13 protein-coding genes are annotated in these 16518 nt (G+C 73.4%); 9 read left to right on the top strand and 4 right to left on the bottom strand.

Annotation, left to right across the window (positions count from 1 at the left end; genetic code table 11):
- Window positions 1–105 precede the first annotated feature (105 nt).
- The 6 genes from BKA05_RS13810 to BKA05_RS13785 all read left to right on the top strand — a co-directional run bounded on the left by BKA05_RS13810 (window position 106) and on the right by BKA05_RS13785 (window position 8517).
- The gene (locus tag BKA05_RS13810) at window positions 106–549 is read left to right on the top strand and encodes a Zn-ribbon domain-containing OB-fold protein (protein ID WP_179531943.1); all 444 of its coding nucleotides are present in this window, start codon (window positions 106–108) and stop codon (window positions 547–549) included.
- The gene (locus tag BKA05_RS13805) at window positions 546–1736 is read left to right on the top strand and encodes a lipid-transfer protein (protein ID WP_343045679.1); all 1191 of its coding nucleotides are present in this window, start codon (window positions 546–548) and stop codon (window positions 1734–1736) included. The genes BKA05_RS13810 and BKA05_RS13805 overlap by 4 nt, the downstream gene beginning before the upstream one ends.
- 323 nt (window positions 1737–2059) lie before the next feature.
- The gene (locus BKA05_RS13800; protein WP_179531942.1) at window positions 2060–3514 is read left to right on the top strand and encodes a cytochrome ubiquinol oxidase subunit I; all 1455 of its coding nucleotides are present in this window, start codon (window positions 2060–2062) and stop codon (window positions 3512–3514) included.
- Between the two features lie 12 nt (window positions 3515–3526).
- Window positions 3527–4558, top strand: coding sequence for a cytochrome d ubiquinol oxidase subunit II (gene cydB, locus BKA05_RS13795; protein WP_179531941.1), 1032 nt, complete (start codon window positions 3527–3529; stop codon window positions 4556–4558).
- A complete protein-coding gene (cydD, locus tag BKA05_RS13790) occupies window positions 4559–7873 on the top strand; it encodes a thiol reductant ABC exporter subunit CydD (protein ID WP_179531940.1) in 3315 nt (1104 codons plus the stop codon).
- On the top strand, window positions 7849–8517 hold the full coding sequence (locus tag BKA05_RS13785; RefSeq protein ID WP_343045678.1) for a response regulator: 669 nt from the start codon (window positions 7849–7851) through the stop codon (window positions 8515–8517). Before cydD ends, BKA05_RS13785 begins: the two co-directional genes overlap by 25 nt.
- Before the next feature lie 38 nt (window positions 8518–8555).
- On the opposite strand, the gene BKA05_RS13780 is transcribed toward BKA05_RS13785, so the two are convergent.
- The 4 genes from BKA05_RS13780 to BKA05_RS13765 form a co-directional block, all read right to left on the bottom strand.
- A complete protein-coding gene (locus BKA05_RS13780) occupies window positions 8556–10127 on the bottom strand; it encodes a GAF domain-containing protein (RefSeq protein WP_179531939.1) in 1572 nt (523 codons plus the stop codon).
- Window positions 10128–10148: 21 nt separating this feature from the next.
- Window positions 10149–10589: a pyridoxamine 5'-phosphate oxidase family protein gene (locus BKA05_RS13775; RefSeq protein ID WP_179531938.1), complete on the bottom strand. Its 441-nt coding sequence runs from the start codon at window positions 10587–10589 to the stop codon at window positions 10149–10151.
- A 95-nt stretch (window positions 10590–10684) separates the two neighbouring features.
- Window positions 10685–11068, bottom strand: coding sequence for a YchJ family protein (locus tag BKA05_RS13770; protein ID WP_343045677.1), 384 nt, complete (start codon window positions 11066–11068; stop codon window positions 10685–10687).
- Window positions 11065–11895, bottom strand: coding sequence for an adenylate/guanylate cyclase domain-containing protein (locus BKA05_RS13765; RefSeq protein ID WP_179531937.1), 831 nt, complete (start codon window positions 11893–11895; stop codon window positions 11065–11067). The genes BKA05_RS13770 and BKA05_RS13765 overlap by 4 nt, the downstream gene beginning before the upstream one ends.
- Before the next feature lie 116 nt (window positions 11896–12011).
- Between BKA05_RS13765 and BKA05_RS13760 the strand changes: the two genes are divergently transcribed.
- From BKA05_RS13760 to BKA05_RS13750, 3 genes are read left to right on the top strand one after another with little or no spacing between them, the layout of a single operon-like run.
- Window positions 12012–12911, top strand: a complete 900-nt coding sequence (locus BKA05_RS13760) for a universal stress protein (protein ID WP_179531936.1) — start codon at window positions 12012–12014, stop codon at window positions 12909–12911.
- A 38-nt stretch (window positions 12912–12949) separates the two neighbouring features.
- Window positions 12950–14365: a MoxR family ATPase gene (locus tag BKA05_RS13755; RefSeq protein ID WP_343045676.1), complete on the top strand. Its 1416-nt coding sequence runs from the start codon at window positions 12950–12952 to the stop codon at window positions 14363–14365.
- A 3-nt stretch (window positions 14366–14368) separates the two neighbouring features.
- A complete protein-coding gene (locus BKA05_RS13750; RefSeq protein WP_179531935.1) occupies window positions 14369–16453 on the top strand; it encodes a VWA domain-containing protein in 2085 nt (694 codons plus the stop codon).
- Window positions 16454–16518 lie beyond the last annotated feature (65 nt).

Raw genomic sequence — 16518 nt, 5'->3', positions numbered from 1 at the left:
AAATGTCACCCTCAGCGTGCGCTGAGGGTGAGATCTCGTGCGGACTATCCCGACCGTCGGGCTAGTGTGAGAACACGTTCTAGTTCCGCACTGTCTGGAGGACGGATGACGGCCACGCCTGCGATCGAGGGTTGGTTCACGCTCGGGGAGCAACCGACCCTGCTGGGGGAGCGGTGCACGGCGTGCGCCACGACCTACTTCCCGCCCACCGCGGCGGCGGCCGGCTTCTGCCGCAACCCCGCGTGCGAGGGCGAGGCGTTCGAGACGGTGCCGCTCAGCCGGCGCGGGACCGTGTGGTCCTACACCGACGCGCAGTACCAGCCGCCCGCGCCGTACCAGGCGCCCGAACCGTTCGTGCCGTTCGCGCTCGCGGCCGTCGAGCTGCCCGAGGGGATGGTCGTGCTCGGCCAGGTCGCCCAGGGCTACGGCACCAGCGACCTGCGGGTGGGCGCCGAGGTCGAGCTCGTCGTGGAGCCCGAGCACGCCAGCGACCAGCTCATCTGGCGCTGGAAGCCTGTCGTCGAGCTCGGCGAGGAGGCCGACCAGTGAGCACCGCGAGCAGCCAGGTCAGGATCGCCGGCGTGGGCATGCACCCCTGGGGCAAGTGGGGTCGCCCGTTCGTCCAGTACGGCGTGCACGCCGCCCGCGAGGCCCTCAAGGACGCCGGCGTCCCGTGGACCGACGTCGACCTCGTCGTCGGCGGGGAGACCGTGCGCAACGGGTACGCCGGCTACGTCGCCGGCTCGACCTTCGCCCAGGCGCTGGGCTGGAACGGCGCCCGCATCGCCACGTCGTACGCCGCGTGCGCGACCGGCGCCCAGGCGCTCGACACCGCGCGGGCCCGCATCCTGGCCGGCATGAGCGACGTCGCGCTGGTCGTCGGCGCGGACACGACGCCCAAGGGCTTCCTGGCCCCCAACGCGGGCGAGCGCTGGGAGGACCCGGACTGGCTTCGGTTCCGCCTGCTCGGCATGACCAACCCGGCGTACTTCGCGATGTACGCCCGTCGCCGGATGGACCTCTACGGCGCCACGTCGGAGGACTTCGCGCAGGTCAAGGTCAAGAACGCCCGGCACGGCCTGAGCAACCCCTACGCGCGCTACCGCAAGGAGGTCGCGGTCGAGGACGTCCTGGGCAGCGCCGTGGTCTCCGACCCGCTGCACCTGCTCGACATCTGCGCCACCTCCGACGGCGCGGCGGCGGTCGTCCTGGTCTCCGAGGAGTACGCCCAGCGCATCGGCCTGGACGACGCGGTGCGGGTCGCGGCCGTCTCCACGGTCACCCCGACCTTCCCCAACACCGTGCTCGACATGCCGATGCTCTCCACCGACGCCGGCACCCCGGGCGACCGGACCTTCAAGCAGTCGATCGGCGCCGCGGCGTACGACGAGGCGGGCGTCGGTCCCGAGGACGTCGACGTCGCCGAGGTCTACGACCTGTCCACCGCCCTGGAGCTGGACTGGATGGAGGACCTCGGCCTGTGCAAGGAGGGCGAGGCGGAGTCGCTGCTGCGCGCGGGCGACACCACCATCGGTGGGCGGATCCCCGTCAACCCCTCCGGCGGCCTGGCGTGCTTCGGCGAGGCCGTCCCCGCCCAGGCGCTGGCACAGGTCTGCGAGCTCACCTGGCAGCTGCGCGGGCAGGCCGGGGAACGGCAGGTCGAGGGCGCGCGCGTCGGCATCACCGCCAACCAGGGGCTCTTCGGCCACGGCTCGTCGGTGCTGCTCACCCGCTGAGGGGTCTCGATCACCGGGGCCTCGAGACTCGCTCCGCCTGCACACCTCGACCAGCGGGAGACGGTTCGGCGGGAGGCGCGGGTCGAGCCGGGAGGGGTGGGTCGAGCCGGCGTATTGATACGCCGGTTCGGCGTCACGGCTGGGTCGAGTCGGCGTATTGATACGCCGGTTGGCGGGAGGCGCGGGTCGAGCCGGCGTATTGATACGCCGGTTCGGCGTCAAGCCCGGGGGACCTAGGTCCCGCAGGGTGGGGGCCAGGGTCCGCCAAGACGGGTACCTACGCCCGTGACGGGGGAGGGCCTGCCGCCTCCAGAGTGAGGGCCGTGGATCTCGAAGCCCTCGACATCGCGCGGTGGCAGTTCGCCATCGCGACGGTCTATCACTTCCTGTTCGTCCCGATCACGATCGGCCTCTCGGCCCTCGTCGCCGGCTACCAGACCGCCTGGTTGCGCACCGGCAACGAGCAGTGGCTGCGGCTGACGAAGTTCCTGGGGAAGCTGTTCCTCATCAACTTCGCCCTCGGCCTGGTCACCGGCATCGTGCAGGAGTTCCAGTTCGGCATGAACTGGTCGGACTACTCCCGCTTCGTCGGGGACGTCTTCGGGGCTCCGCTCGCGGTCGAGGGCCTGCTGGCCTTCTTCCTGGAGTCGACGTTCCTGGGCCTGTGGATCTTCGGCTGGGACCGGCTGCCCCGGGCCGTGCACGCGTCCTGCATGTGGCTGGTGCACCTCGGCACGCTGTTCTCGGCGTACTTCATCCTGGCCGCCAACTCCTTCATGCAGCACCCGGTGGGCTACGAGTACAACCCCGAGACCGGGCGCGCGGAGCTGACCGACTTCGTGGCGGTCCTGACCAACAAGGTCCAGCTGGTGACCTTCCCGCACGTCATCACCGCGGCGTACATGACCGCGGGCGGGTTCGTCGTCGGCGTCGCGCTGTGGCACCTGGTGCGCGGCAAGGGATGCGAGGGCAGCGAGGACCGCCCGATGTACCGGTCCGCGGCCCGCGTCGGCGCCTGGGTCGTGCTCGTTGCGGGGCTCGGTGTCGTCGTCTCCGGCGACGTGCAGGGCAAGGTGATGACCGAGGTGCAGCCGATGAAGATGGCCGCCGCCGAGGCGCTCTACGAGACCGAGGAGCCGGCGGCGTTCTCCCTCTTCACGATCGGGACCCCGGACGGGGCGACCGAGAAGTTCTCCGTCACGGTCCCGAACCTGCTCTCCTTCCTGGCCACCGGCGAGCTCGACGGTCGGGTCGAGGGGATCAACCCGCTGCGCGAGCAGTACCTCGCGACGTACGGCGAGGACCCGGGCGCGACCTACTACACCGCCGGCGACTACACGCCCTACATCCCGCTGACCTACTGGAGCTTGCGCTTCATGATGGGCTTGGGCTTCGCCGGCATGGCCGGAGGTTTGGCCGTGCTCTGGGCCACCCGCCGCGGCCGCGCACCCACCGGCTCGCGCTGGACCTGGGTGGCCGTCGGGCTCCCGCTGATGCCGCTGTTCGCCAACAGCTTCGGCTGGATCTTCACCGAGATCGGCCGCCAGCCCTGGGCCGTCTTCGGCCTGATGACCACCGAGCAGTCGGTCTCGCCGGGCACCAGCGCCGGTGAGGTGCTGACCTCGCTGATCGTGCTCACCGCGCTGTACGGCGTGCTGGCCGTCGCCGAGCTGAAGCTGATGCTCACCTTCATCGCCAGGGGCGCCGACCCCTACGTCGAGCCGCAGCTGCGCGACGACGACAACGACCCCGACCGGCCGCTGGCCTTCGCGTACTGAGGAGACGACGACATGGAGCTCACCACCGTCTGGTTCTGCCTGATCGCCGTCTTGTGGATCGGCTACTTCGCCCTCGAGGGCTTCGACTTCGGCGTCGGCATGCTGCTGCCCGTCCTGGGTCGGGAGGAGCGCGAGCGCCGCGTCCTCATCAACACCATCGGGCCCGTCTGGGACGGCAACGAGGTGTGGGTCCTCGTCGCCGGCGGCGCGACCTTCGCGGCGTTCCCCGAGTGGTACGCCACGCTCTTCAGTGGGTTCTACCTGCCGCTGCTGCTGATCCTCGTCGCGCTGATCGTGCGCGGGGTCGCCTTCGAGTACCGCGCCAAGCGCGACGACCCCACCTGGCGGGCCCGCTGGGACCTGGCCATCTTCTGGGGCTCGCTGCTGCCGGCCGTGCTGTGGGGCGTGGCGTTCGGCAACATCGTGCGGGGCGTGCCCATCGACGCCGACCTTGAGTACGTCGGCGGCTTCTTCAACCTGCTCAACCCCTACGCCCTGCTCGGCGGGCTCACCACGCTCACGCTGTTCCTCACCCACGGCGCGATGTACGTCGCCCTCAAGACCGACGGCCCGATCCGTCGTGAGGCCCGCGCGCTGGCGACCCGGCTGGGCCTGGTGGCCGCGCTGGTCGCCGTGCTCTTCCTGGTGTGGACCCAGGTGGACACCGGCTCGGTCGCCTCGGGCGTGCTGTTCGTCCTGGCCGCGCTCGCCCTGCTGGCGGGGGTGGCGGCGGCCGGTGCGGCCCGTGAGGGCTGGGCCTTCCTGGGCACGTTCGTCACCATCGCGCTGGCCGTGGCGGGGCTCTTCGCCGCGCTCTTCCCCGACGTCATGCCGACCTCGCTGGCCGACGGCACCTCGCTGACCACGACGAACGCGGCAGCGACCGCCTACACGCTCAAGATCATGACCGGCGTCGCCGTGGTGTTCACCCCGATCGTGCTGGTCTACCAGGGCTGGACCTACTGGGTCTTCCGCAAGCGCCTCTCCGTCCACCACATCCCCGAGGCGGTGCTGGCGGGGGAGCGGCCGGCGGGGGGCCGCTGAGTGCGCCCCTCCGACCCGCGCCTGCGTCGGCTCGTCGCGCCGGCACGGCGGCCCCTGGCCGTCGTGCTCGGCGCCGGCGTCGTCGGCTCGCTGCTCGTCATCGGCCAGGCCTTCGCGATCACCGGCCTGGTCGTCGCGGCCGTGGAGGGTCGCCTCGCACTGGGCTGGGCGGTCGCCGTGGTGGCCGTGCTCCTCGGTCGCGGCCTGGTCGGCTGGGCAGGTGACGCGGCCGCGGCCCGCGCCGCGGCCACGGTCGCCTCCGTCGTACGACGCAGGGTGGCGGGGTCCGTGCTCAGCCGCCCCGGTGGGTCGACCAGCGCCGACGCGGTGCTGGTGACGCGGGGCGTGACCGCGATGGAGCCGTACCTCACGCGCTACGTCCCCGCCCTGGTCCTGGCGACGGTGCTGCCCGTGCTGACGGTGGCCGCGATCGCCTCGCAGGACCTCCTGGCGGCGCTCATCGTCGTGTGCACCCTGCCGCTGGTGCCGGTCTTCGGTGCGCTGGTCGGGCTCGCGACCCGCGACCGGGCGGAGCGGCAGTGGCGGGCGCTGTCGTCCCTCTCCGGGCACTTCCTCGACGTCGTGCGCGGGCTGCCCACGCTGGTGGCCTTCCGTCGCGCGCAGGCGCAGTCGGCACGCATCGCGGAGGTGACCGACGCCTACCGCCGGCGGACCCTGGAGACCCTGCGCGTGGCCTTCCTGTCCTCGGGGGTGCTGGAGCTGGTCGCGACCCTGTCGGTCGCGCTCGTCGCCGTCACCGTCGGCCTGCGGCTCGCCGAGGGCGGCCTGGACCTGCGCACCGCCCTGGTGGTGCTGCTGCTGGCTCCCGAGGCGTACTGGCCGCTGCGCCGGGTCGGCGCCGAGTTCCACGCCGCAGCGGAGGGCGTCGCCGTCGTCGAACGGGTCAGCGAGCTGCTGAAACCGACTTTGGTGGTCGAGCAGCGAGGAGCGCCAGCGACGAGCGGGCGTCGAGACCACCCCGCGAGCCACCCGGCGGACCAGCCCCTGACCGTCACCGACCTCACCGTCCTGCGGCCCGGCCGGACGGTGCCGGTGCTCGAGGACCTGTCGCTGACGATCCCGGCGCAGGGCGTCACGGCGCTGACCGGCCCCTCGGGGTGCGGGAAGTCCACCCTGCTGGCGGTGCTCGCCGGCCTGCTTGAGCCCACGTCCGGCGGGGTCGCCGCGCCCTCGCAGGAGGACATCGCATGGCTGCCGCAGCGGCCGGGGTTCGTGGACGGCACGGTCGCGGACAACCTGCGGCTCGGCCGTCCCGACGCCGACGAGCAGGACCTGTGGGCGGCGCTGGCCCAGGTCGCGCTCGCCGAGCGGGTGCGGGGCCTCCCCGCCGGCCTGGCGACCCCCGTCGGCGAGGACGGCGCGGGGCTCTCGGCCGGTGAGCGCGCCCGTCTGGCGCTCGCCCGGGCCGTCGTCTCCGACCGGCCCTGGGTGCTGCTCGACGAGCCCACGGCCCACCTCGACCCCGTCACCACGCGGATCGTGGCCGACACCCTGGTCGACCTCGGCCGGACCCGGGCCGTGGTCGTCGTCGCGCACGACCCCACGCTGGTCGCGGTGGCGGACCGGGAGGTCCGGCTGGAGCGGCCGATGGCCCCGCGCCTGTCGCGCCCGCAGCGGGAGTCGTGCCCCTCAGCGGGCGCCATGGCGCCCCCTGAGGGGCACGACCCCGGCGGGTCGTCGGCCGGTCTCGGGCTGGCGACCCTGCTCGGCACGTTGGCCGGCCTGTCCGGCGTCGCCCTGACCGCGACCGCCGGCTGGCTGATCGTCCAGGCGTCCACCCACCCGCCGGTCCTCACGCTGATGGTGGCGATCGTGGGCGTGCGTGCCTTCGGTCTGGCGCGCCCGGTGCTGCGCTACGCCGAGCGGCTGCGCTCCCACGACACCGTGCTCGGGCTGCTGGCGCGGCGGCGCGTGGAGGTCTACGAGGCGCTCGTGCCGCTGGTCCCGGGGCGCACCGGCCGTCGTCGTGGCGACCTGCTGGCCTCCCTCGTCGACGACGTGGACGCAGAGCTGGACGCGGCGCTGCGGGTGCGGATGCCGGTGCGGTCGGCCGCGGCCGCGCTGGCCGTGGCCGGGGTCGTGACCGTGGTCTGGGAGCCCCGCTCGGCGCTCGGGGTCGCCGTGGTCGCGGTCGGCGCTGCCGCGGCGTACCTCCTGGCGCGCAGCGGCGCCACCCGCGCCGAGCGGGCCCAGGTCGCCCTGCGCGCCCGGCTCGGGGACCGCGTGGTGGCGACGACCGCGCTGGCCGAGGAGCTGACGATGTGGCAGGCGACCGGTCGCGCCGTCGAGGCCGTCGGTGAGGTGAGCGACGAGCTCGGCCGGCAGGTCCGGCGCTCCGCCCTCTGGCAGGGGGCCGCCCGGGCCCTCGTGCTCGGCAGCACCGGCGTGGCGGTCGCCACCGTGGCGCTGCTGTTGCCCGGTACGCCGGTGGGCGGCCCGGTCCTCGCGCTGCTGGTCCTGGTGCCTCTCGCCCTGGCCGACCTGGTGCTGCCCGTGGTCGACGCAGGGGCGCTGTCGGCCCGCACCGATGCCGCCCGTGCCCGGGTCGACGCCCTGCTCGGGCAGGCGCCGGCGACCTCCGAGCCCACCGACCCCGAGACCGCCGCCGGCTCCCGGGTCGACCTCGTCGACGCGGCTGCCGGGTGGGGCCCGCGGCCCGCGTTCACGGGGCTGGGTCTGCACCTGCCCGAGGGTGGCCGCGTGGCCCTGGTCGGTCCCAGCGGCTGCGGCAAGAGCACGGTGGCCGCGCTGCTGCTGCGGTTCCTCGATCCGGCGGCCGGCACGGCCGCCCTGGGGTCGGTCCCCCTCGTGGCCCAGGCCGCCGACGACGTACGACGCAGGGTCGGCCTGGTCGACGACGACCCGCACCTGTTCTCCACCACCGTGGCCGAGAACGTCCGGCTCGCCCGGCCGACCGCGAGCGACGCCGACGTGGTCGAGGCCCTGCGCCAGGCCCGGCTGGGGGAGTGGCTGGACTCCCTCCCCGAGGGGCTCGGCACCTGGGTCGGTGAGGGGCACGCGGGGGTGTCGGGCGGGGAGCGCGCGCGGCTGGCGATCGCCCGCTCGCTGCTGGCCGACCAGGCGGTGCTGGTGCTCGACGAGCCGACCGCGCACCTGGACGAGGCGACCGCGGCCGAGCTCGCCGAGGAGGTGCTGGGGAGGGGTGGTCGCAGCGTCCTGTGGATCACCCACGGCACGGCCGGGCTCGACCTGGTCGAGGAGGTGGTAGAGATGTCGGCAGAGCCGCCGACCTCCGAAGGAGCCACCGCATGTCCGAGAGCACCGATCGCCTGATCAAGGTGTTCCTCCTCGACGACCACGAGGTGGTGCGCCAGGGGCTGCGGGCGCTGCTCGAGAGCACCAACTCGATCGAGGTCGTGGGGGAGGCCGGCACGGCCGCCGAGGCGTCGGCGCGGATCCCGGCGCTGCACCCCGACGTGGCCGTGCTCGACGCGCGCCTGCCCGACGGGTCGGGGATCGAGGTGTGCCGCACCGTGCGCGCCGTGGACCCGACGATCCGCGCGCTCATCCTCACCTCCTACGACGACGACGAGGCGTTGTTCGCCGCGATCATGGCCGGCGCCTCCGGCTACGTCCTCAAGGACGTCAAGGGGCTCGACCTCGTCGCGGCGATCCGTCAGGTGGCCGACGGCAACTCCCTCATCGACCCGACCCTGACCGCACGGGTGCTCGAGCGGGTGCGCAACGGCCCGGCCACGGCTCCCGAGCTCGCGGACCTCACCGAGCAGGAGCTCAAGCTGCTGGCCCTGATCGCCGAGGGTCTGACCAACCGGCAGATCGGCGAACGGATGTTCCTGGCCGAGAAGACGGTCAAGAACTACGTCTCCAGCATCCTGGCCAAGCTCGGCCTCGAGCGGCGCACCCAGGCCGCCGTCCTCGCCTCCAAGCTGCTCGGCCCCGACGGCCGCCCCCGCTGACCCCTCGCCGAGCCGTCACCCGCGCACGGCCGGAAAGCTCAGACCGGGACCCGCCAGCTGAACACCGAGCCCCCGCCCTCGCGGCGGGTGAGGGCCGAGGTGCCGCCCAGCCCGGCGGCGCGGCCGCGGGCGTTGCGCAGCCCGCTGTGCGACGCGCCCTGGGTGGGGCCCACGCCGTCGTCGGAGACCTCGAGCACCAGCTCGCCGCCGTCGATCGCGACCCGCACCCAGGCCGCTCGGGCCTCGGCGTGGCGGGAGAGGTTCGACAGGGCCTCGCGCAGCACGGGGACGAAGTGCTCGGCCACCTCGGGGCGTACGGCGGTGTCGACCGGGCCCTCGACCCGCACGACCGGCGCCCAGCCCAGGAACCGCGCGTACTCGCGCACCAGGTCCCGCACCTGCGCCTGCAGCGACTCGCCCCCGGTGTGGCGCAGCTCGAAGATGGTGCCGCGGATGTCGCGGACCACCTGGTCCAGGTCGTCGACCGCGCGGGCGACGCGGGCGGCCACGCCGGGGTCGGAGACCCCTGACGACACCGCCTGAAGCGTGAGCCCGGTGGCGAAGAGACGTTGGATCACGGTGTCGTGCAGGTCGCGGGCGATGCGTTCGCGGTCGGAGATGACCGCGAGCTCGGCACGGTCGGCGACGGCCTGGGCGCGGTCGAGTGCGAGCGCGGCCTGGTCGGCGAAGGAGATCAGCAGCTCGCGCTCCTCGACCTCGAGTGCGTTGTGCTCGTCGGCGAAGAAGGTGATCAGGGCGGTCGGGTCGGTCAGGTGCGCCCGCAGGGGCACCACCAGGGCACGCACGGCGCCGTCGTCGACGTCGACCGGCTCGTGCACGGCCCCGCCCAGCCCTCGCAGCAGGACGGCGACCTGGTCGCGCAGCGAGTCGACGTCCGTGGTCGCGGCGGCGAGGACCGCCGCGTCCGAGGCGGCCTCGGGGTCTCCGGCGGTGCGCACGATCGCGGTGCACCGCGCACGGGCGACGGCGAGGGCGGAGTGGGCGATGCGCTGCAGTGCCACCCCGGTGTCGAGCGGCGGCTGCAGGTCCTCGACGAGGTCCGCGGTGGCCTGCAGCCACTGCCGGCGCCGCTCGCTGAGGGTGTAGGCGCGGGCGTTCTCGATGACGAAGCCGGCCGCCGAGGCCAGTGCCTCCACCAGCCGGGTGTCGTCCTCGTCGAACTGCCCGTGCGCCTTCTCGGTGAGGTAGAGGTTGCCGAAGACCGTGCCCCGGATGCGCACCGGCACCCCGAGGAAGGAGCGCATCGGCGGGTGGTTGGGCGGGAAGCCGTAGCTCTCCGGGTGCTGGGAGAGGTCCTCCAGCCGCAGCGGCTCCGGGTGGTCGATGAGCAGCCGCAGGATGCCCCGCCCGTGCGGCGGCGAGCCGATCTGCTCGCGCTCGTGGGGGTCCAGCCCGTGGGTGATGAACTCCGCCAGGTTGCCGTCCGCGCCGATGACACCGACGGCGCCGTACTGTGCGTCGGTCAGCTGGCAGGCGGCCTCGACGATGCGGGTGAGCACGCTGCCGAGGTCGAGGTCGCTGGAGATCGCGACGACGGCGTCCAGCAGCGCCTGGGCGGAGTCGGAGAGCTCAGGTCGGCGGAAGGGCACGACCCCAGTCTGCGACACGGGTCACACGATCCGTCGGACCGTCGCCTCGCGGACCGGGTCCCAGCCGCTGCCCAGGCGACGACCCGTGACCTCGTCGAGCCTGATGCCGATGTGCAGGTTGCGCTGCCCGGAGGCCCACGGCCGCGGCGGCCAGATGCGGTGGATGGACTCCAGCGTCGCGGCGTCGTTGATGACCTCGGCGCGGCCCCGCACCAGCACGCTCCAGCCGCGCTGCCGCTCGTGGTCGAAGGTGTCGGTCTCGAACGCGACGGTGGTGCGGTGGGCGTGCGTGCCGAGGATGGAGTACGGCGAGGTGCGGATGACCACGTGCTCACCCACGACCGAGTAGTTCACCGGAAGGATGTGCGGTCCCTGGGGGGTGGAGACGGCCACGCGTCCGGTCACACCGGATCGCAGCAGCGTCTCCGCCTCGGAGAGGGAGAGCTCCACGGGTTCGAGCACGTCGTCACTTCCTGGGTCGGGGCCTTCGACCATGCTCCGTGAAGCCCGGGCGTGACAGGAGGGACGAAGGTCCCCGCCCGGGGGGACCTCGGACGTCAGTCCAGCGCGTCGACGTAGACCCAGCGGCCCGCGCGCTGCTCGAAGCGGCTGCGCTCGTGCTGGACCCCCGCGACCCCGTCGACGGTGTAGTGCGCGTCGAAGTCCACCCAGTCCTCGCCGTGGCCCAGCACCTCCAGGCCGGTCCAGGTGCGGCTGGTGTCGAGGCCGTCCTCGACGAGCCCGGCGGGACGGGTGCGGGGGTGCCAGGTGCGGAAGAGGTGGTCGACCTCGCCGAGCACGAACGCGGAGTAGCGGCTTCGCATCAGCTCCACCGCCGTCCCCGCCTGCCGGGCGCCGCGGTGCAGCGGCCCGCAGCAGGAGTCGTACGACGCCGCGGACCCGCACGGGCACGTGGTCGGTCGTCCCAGGGGGCCGGTCACGTCTCCACCACCAGCCGCCACAGGTCGTGCTCGCCCGGAAGCCCCTTCAGCTCGACCGTGCCGGCCTCCTCGAAGCGCATCCGCCGGTCCTCGGAGTCAGCGGCCTCGTCGCGGACCGCCTGCGTGACCAGCACCTCGCCGCCGTCGGCCAGGGCCGCCACCCGGGCGGCCATCGCGACGTTGCGACCGAAGTAGTCGCCGTCGCGGCTGATGACGGTCCCGGTGTGGATCCCGATGCGCACCCGGACGGGCGTCAGCCGCAGGCGCGGGTCGAGCGTGCGGGCGAGGGCCCGCTGGATCCCGCGGGCGGCGAGCACCGCGGCCACGGGCTCGCGGAAGGCGACCATGAAGCTGTCGCCGGCGGTCTTCACGACCCGGCCGCGGCGCTTGTCGACCATCGCGCGCACGAGCGCGTCGTGGGAGGCCAGCACGCGCACCCACGCCTTGTCGCCGAGGCGGTCGTTGAGGGCGGTAGAGTCCTCGATGTCGGAGAACAGCAGCGTGACGGTGCCGTCGGGAGCGGCGACCTGGAGGATGTCGGACTGCTCGTCCGACGCCCAGGTCGCAAGGTCGTCCAGCGAGGCGCTGAGCATCCCGGCGACACCTCGCTCGCGGACCCGCGCGGCCGTGCCGACCAGGGCGCGCATGGCCCGCTCGGCCGAGGAGACCGGGGGACGCGGTCGCAGGGCGGCGTCGAGGTCCTCCTCGAGCTGGCGCACCATCGCCTCGGAGAGCGCCAGGTGGCGGCGGAGCCGCGCCACCGTGGTGACGGCCACGACCAGGGCCACGACCAGGAGCGCGCACAGCACTCCCAGCGTCGAGGTCACGGTGCGCAGCCTAGTGGGGGCGGGGCCGCCCACCCGGGGCTCGTCGGTCCCTCCGGCCCGTCGACCGGGGACCAAGGTCCGTGGGCTTCTGCGGGCGAGAGGTAAAGACTGGTGCCATGACCGAGACCATGACCCCTGTCCCTGCCGGTTGCGTCGTCGTCGGGGTGGACGGCTCCGAGGGAGCGGACGCCGCCCTCGACTGGGCGAGCGAGCACGCACGTCTCACCCACCGCACCCTGGCGCTGGTGCACGGGTGGGACAGCGTGCCGTCGGTCTGGCTCGACCAGGTCGGCGCCGACCCGGTGACCCTGCAGGCGGAGATCAGGGCGGCGGCCGCCGAGGTCGTCGCGACCGCGGCGCAGCGGGTCTCCGAGCGCGCGCCCGAGGTCGAGGTGCTGCCGGTCGTCCGGCACGCGGACGCCCGGGCCCTGCTGGCCGGTCTGGCGGCCCACGCCGAGGTCACGGTCGTGGGCTCGCGCGGACGGGGTCCGATCAGCTCGCTGCTGCTGGGCTCGGTGAGCAGCGCGGTCGCCGGCCACGCCACCGGACCGGTCGTCGTGGTCCGCCCCGGCGGTCCGGCTCCCGGTGAGGGGCAAGGGGTGCTGGTCGCCGTGGACGGCGAGGAGGGCTGCCGGCCGCCGCTGGAGGCGGCCTACGACGCTGCCGCGGTCCGCGGGCTGCCCCTGACCGTCCTGCACTGCACCTTCGACGCCCGCATCGCTGCCGGGGGTGCGGTGACGGCGGAGCTGCGGCAGCAGGCGGAGGAGGAGGCCCGGCTCGTGGTCGCGGAGGCCGTGTCCGGGCTCGCGGAGAAGTACCCGGACGTGGACGTCCACGTCCGCACGATCTTCGGCCACGTGGAGTCCGAGCTGCTGAGGGTCGCGCACGACGCCGACCTGGTGGTGGTGGGCAACCACCGCCGCAACCCCGTGGCGGCGGCGCTGCTGGGCTCGGTGAGCCGCACCTTCCTCGAGCACGCGCACGGCGCGGTCATGGTCGTCCCGGAGGGCGACTGAGCCTGCCCGGGTTGGGTGTCCGGGGCTAGCGTGGGGACGTGACGGTCTCCTCCGCGGACTCCCCGCGCACCCACCCTCCCGTTCCGGCCACCCTCGGTGAGCTGAGGGCCTCGGGGCACCAGCTCAAGACCCTGCGCGTCGAGATGCGCGACAACCTCCTCGCGGCGCTGCGCGAGGGGCGGGACCCGTGGCCGGGGCTGCACGGCTTCGAGGACACCGTGATCCCGCAGCTCGAGCGGGCCCTCATCGCCGGCCACGACATCGTGCTGCTGGGCGAGCGTGGCCAGGGCAAGACCCGGCTGCTGCGCACCATGGTCGGCCTCCTCGACGAGTGGAGCCCGGTCATCTCCGGCTCCGAGATCGGCGAGCACCCCTACGAGCCGATCACGGTGCAGTCCCAGCAGGCGCTGGCGACCTACGGCGACGACCTGCGGATCTCCTGGCGCCACCGCGACGAGCGGTACGCCGAGAAGCTGGCCACCCCTGACACCTCGGTCGCCGACCTGATCGGTGACGTCGACCCGATGAAGGTCGCGGAGGGCCGCTCGCTGGGTGACCTGGAGACCATCCACTTCGGGCTGATCCCGCGCAGCCACCGCGGCATCGTGGCCATCAACGAGCTGCCCGACCTCGCCGAGCGCATCCAGGTCGCCATGCTCAACGTGATGGAGGAGCGCGACATCCAGATCCGCGGCTACGTGCTGCGGCTGCCGCTGGACGTGCTCGTCGTGGCCAGCGCCAACCCGGAGGACTACACCAACCGCGGGCGCATCATCACCCCGCTCAAGGACCGCTTCGGCGTCGAGATCCGCACCCACTACCCGACCGAGCTCGAGGACGAGGTGGCGGTGATCCGTCAGGAGGCCGACCTCGTCGCCGACGTGCCGCCGCACCTGCTGGAGATCCTCGCCCGATTCACCCGGCACCTGCGCGGCTCCAGCGCCGTCGACCAGCGTTCCGGTGTCTCCGCGCGCTTCGCGATCGCCGGCGCCGAGACGATCGCGGCCGCAGCGCTGCACCGCGCGACCGTCCAGGGCGAGCCGCAGGCCGTGGCCCGGGTCGTCGACCTCGAGACCGCGGTCGACGTGCTCGGCGGCAAGATCGAGTTCGAGTCCGGCGAGGAGGGACGCGAGGCCGAGGTCCTCACCCACCTGCTGCGCACCGCGGTCGCCGAGACCGTCCGTGAGCGTTTCCGTGGCCTGGACTTCAGTCTCCTGGTGGACGCCCTCGAGGCCGGACAGATGGTCACCACCGGCGAGCAGGTGACCGCGCTGGACTTCCTCGCGGGTCTGCCCCGCCTCGGGGAGTCCGAGCTCTACGACGACATCTGCGAGCGCGTCGGAGCGACCGACGACGGTCAGCGGGCCGGGGCGATCGAGCTCGCGCTCGAGGGCCTCTACCTCGCGCGCCGGGTCAGCAAGGAGTCCGGTCGCGGCGAGACGGTCTACGGATGAGCCGTGGCTGACGTCTGGTCCCAGCGCCGCGCCTCCCGCTACGGCCGGTACGACGGCGGGCCGGACCCGCTCGCCCCGCCGGTCGACCTCTCCGAGGCCCTCGACGCCATCGGTGAGGACGTCATGGCCGGGTACAGCCCCGAGCGGGCGCTGCGGGAGTTCCTGCGGCGCGGCGGGCGCGACCAGCAGGGCCTCGACGACCTGGCACGCCGGATCGCCGAGCGCCGCCGCGAGCTGGCCTCGAAGCACAACCTCGACGGCACGCTGCAGGAGATCCGCGAGCTCCTGGACACCGCCGTCCTCGAGGAGCGCAAGCAGCTGGCCCGCGACGCGATGATGGACGACGGCGACCGGGCGCTGCGGGAGATGACGCTTGACAGCCTGTCGCCCAACCCCGCCGCCGCGGTGAGCGAGCTGGCCTCGTACGACTGGCAGAGCAGCGAGGCCCGCGAGGCCTTCGAGCAGATCAAGGACCTCCTCGGTCGCGAGCTGCTGGACCAGCGCTTCCAGGGCATGAAGCAGGCCCTGGAGAACGCCACCGACGAGGACCGCGCGGCGATCGACGAGATGCTCGGCGACCTCAACGAGCTGCTGGAGAAGCGGCAGCGCGGCGAGGACACGCAGGAGGACTTCGAGGAGTTCATGCGCAAGCACGGGGACCAGTTCCCCGAGGACCCCCAGGACCTCGACGAGCTGCTGGACGCCATGGCAGCCCGGGCCGCCGCGGCCCAGCGGATGCTCAACTCGATGAGCCCCGAGCAGCGCCAGCAGCTGATGGAGCTCTCGGCGCAGGCCTTCGGGTCACCGGCGCTGATGGAGTCCCTCGCGCGGCTGGACGGCAACCTCCAGGCGCTGCGCCCGGGCGAGGACTGGTTCGGCTCGGAGCAGATGGGTGGCCAGGAGGGTCTCGGCCTCGGCGACGGCACGGGCGTCTTCCAGGACCTCGCCGAGCTCGACGCGCTCTCCGAGCAGCTCTCCCAGTCCTACGGCGGAGCCCGGATGGACGACCTCGACCTCGACGCCCTCTCCCGGCAGCTGGGGGAGCAGGCGGCGGTGGACGCCCGCACCCTCCAGCGCCTCGAGCAGGCGCTGCGGGAGCACGGCACCCTGCAGCGCGGCTCTGACGGCCAGCTGCGGCTGACACCGCAGGCCATGCGCCAGCTCGGCAAGTCCCTCCTCCGCGACGCCGCGGAGCGGCTCTCGGGCCGCCAGGGCCAGCGGGAGTCCCGACGTGCCGGGGCCGCGGGGGAGCGCTCCGGCGCCACCCGAGCCTGGGCGTTCGGCGACACCGAGCCCTGGGACGTCACCCGCACGCTGACCAACGCCATCGTCCGCGAGGCCGGCGAGGGGCGTCTCCCCGGTGGTCGAGCAGCGAGCGTCGGCTCGGACGAGCGGGCGTCGAGACCCGGCGTGCGTCTCACCATCGACGACGTCGAGGTCCAGGAGACCGAGGAGCGCACCCAGGCGGCGGTCGCCCTGCTGGTCGACACGTCGTTCTCGATGGCGATGGACGGCCGCTGGGTTCCGATGAAGCGCACCGCGCTGGCCCTGCACACCCTCATCCGCTCCCGGTTCCGCGGTGACCACCTGCAGCTGATCGCCTTCGGGCGGCACGCCCAGCGGATGGAGATCGAGGAGCTCACGGCCCTCGACGCGATGTACGACAAGGGCACGAACCTCCACCACGGCCTGCTCCTGGCCAACCGGCACTTCCGCAAGCACCCCAACGCGCAGCCGGTGCTGCTGGTGGTCACCGACGGTGAACCGACCAGCCACCTCGAGCCCGACGGCGAGGTCTTCTTCTCCTACCCGCCGCACCCGCTGACCATCGCCTACGCCGTCCGCGAGCTCGACAACGCGCGACGGCTCGGCGCCCAGACGACCTTCTTCCGGCTCGGGGAGGACCCCGGGCTGGCGCGCTTCATCGACTCGATGGCCTCCCGGGCGGAGGGACGGGTCGTGGCGCCCGAGCTCGACGACCTCGGGGCCGCCGTGGTCGGCTCCTACCTGGGCGACCGGTCCGGCTTCAGCCGACCCGGCGGCTACTCCGACTGGTTCGGCGGACGCGGCTTCTGGGTCGGCGGCTGACCCCACCGGAGATCCCACCCCCCGGTTGTTACTGAGACGTCTCTCGGGCAACAGGACATCCACAG

The sequence above is a fragment of the Nocardioides marinus genome, assembly GCF_013408145.1.
Lineage (GTDB): Bacteria > Actinomycetota > Actinomycetes > Propionibacteriales > Nocardioidaceae > Nocardioides > Nocardioides marinus.
This window is presented reverse-complemented; position numbering and strand designations above follow the sequence as displayed.

Excerpts from the sequence above, each read along its gene's own strand:
- BKA05_RS13785 (WP_343045678.1), top strand. The coding sequence starts at position 7,849 with ATGTCCGAGAGCACCGATCGCCTGATCAAGGTGTTCCTCCTCGACGAC.
- BKA05_RS13810 (WP_179531943.1), top strand. The coding sequence starts at position 106 with ATGACGGCCACGCCTGCGATCGAGGGTTGGTTCACGCTCGGGGAGCAA.
- cydB (WP_179531941.1), top strand. The coding sequence starts at position 3,527 with ATGGAGCTCACCACCGTCTGGTTCTGCCTGATCGCCGTCTTGTGGATC.
- BKA05_RS13760 (WP_179531936.1), top strand. The coding sequence starts at position 12,012 with ATGACCGAGACCATGACCCCTGTCCCTGCCGGTTGCGTCGTCGTCGGG.